Annotated in this window: 1 protein-coding gene; it reads left to right on the plus strand. The window is 41.9% G+C overall.

What is annotated here, in order from left to right:
* The first annotated feature begins 235 nt into the window (after positions 1-235).
* Positions 236-490, plus strand: a complete 255-nt coding sequence (locus D0T87_RS23745) for a hypothetical protein (protein ID WP_163178654.1) — start codon at positions 236-238, stop codon at positions 488-490.
* Positions 491-535: the final 45 nt, after the last annotated feature.

Below are 535 nucleotides of genomic sequence, written 5' to 3' on the forward strand. Positions count from 1 at the left end.
TTTACTCTTTCTATGTCAGGTAAGAAGCAGAAGAGTAACCTGGTGTTCTGTTACGAAGAGCCGTATGATGGGAGACTATCACGTACGGTTCCGTGAGAAGCTAAGGGTGAAATTCCCTTGGTTTACTCGGCCATTCGTTTTATTTGTTTTATTTGCTTTATTCCCGACGGGCATTAAAAGCCCGTCGGTTCACTACCGGCGAAGCCGGTCGATTTCTTTTCAAATATTAAACTATATGACTCAAAAAGAGATTTTTCTGAAAGAACAGGATAATTACAACTGGATTTACCTTTACCGCGAGGGTATTTTCTGGAAAGCTTATGAAAAATCGGCTTACCGGATTGTTTCCTCCTTTCAAACGTTTAGGCCTATTAAGAAATATGTAAAAACGGTGGGTGAAGCTATTGTGTCGATTGGTTTTCCTTGTGCTGTGTTGGAGAAATATATTGCTAAAGGTTCTGTCACGTCATCCAGACCCGGAACGTGGTGAAGGGGAAGGATCTGTTATTGCCTCCTTCTACGGTTCTTGTAGGAG

The organism is Bacteroides sp. 51, from assembly GCF_010500965.1.
Classification (GTDB): domain Bacteria; phylum Bacteroidota; class Bacteroidia; order Bacteroidales; family Bacteroidaceae; genus Bacteroides.

Bases quoted from the DNA above. Each gene is read 5' to 3' on its own strand.
- D0T87_RS23745 (WP_163178654.1), top strand. From the start codon at position 236: ATGACTCAAAAAGAGATTTTTCTGAAAGAACAGGATAATTACAACTGG.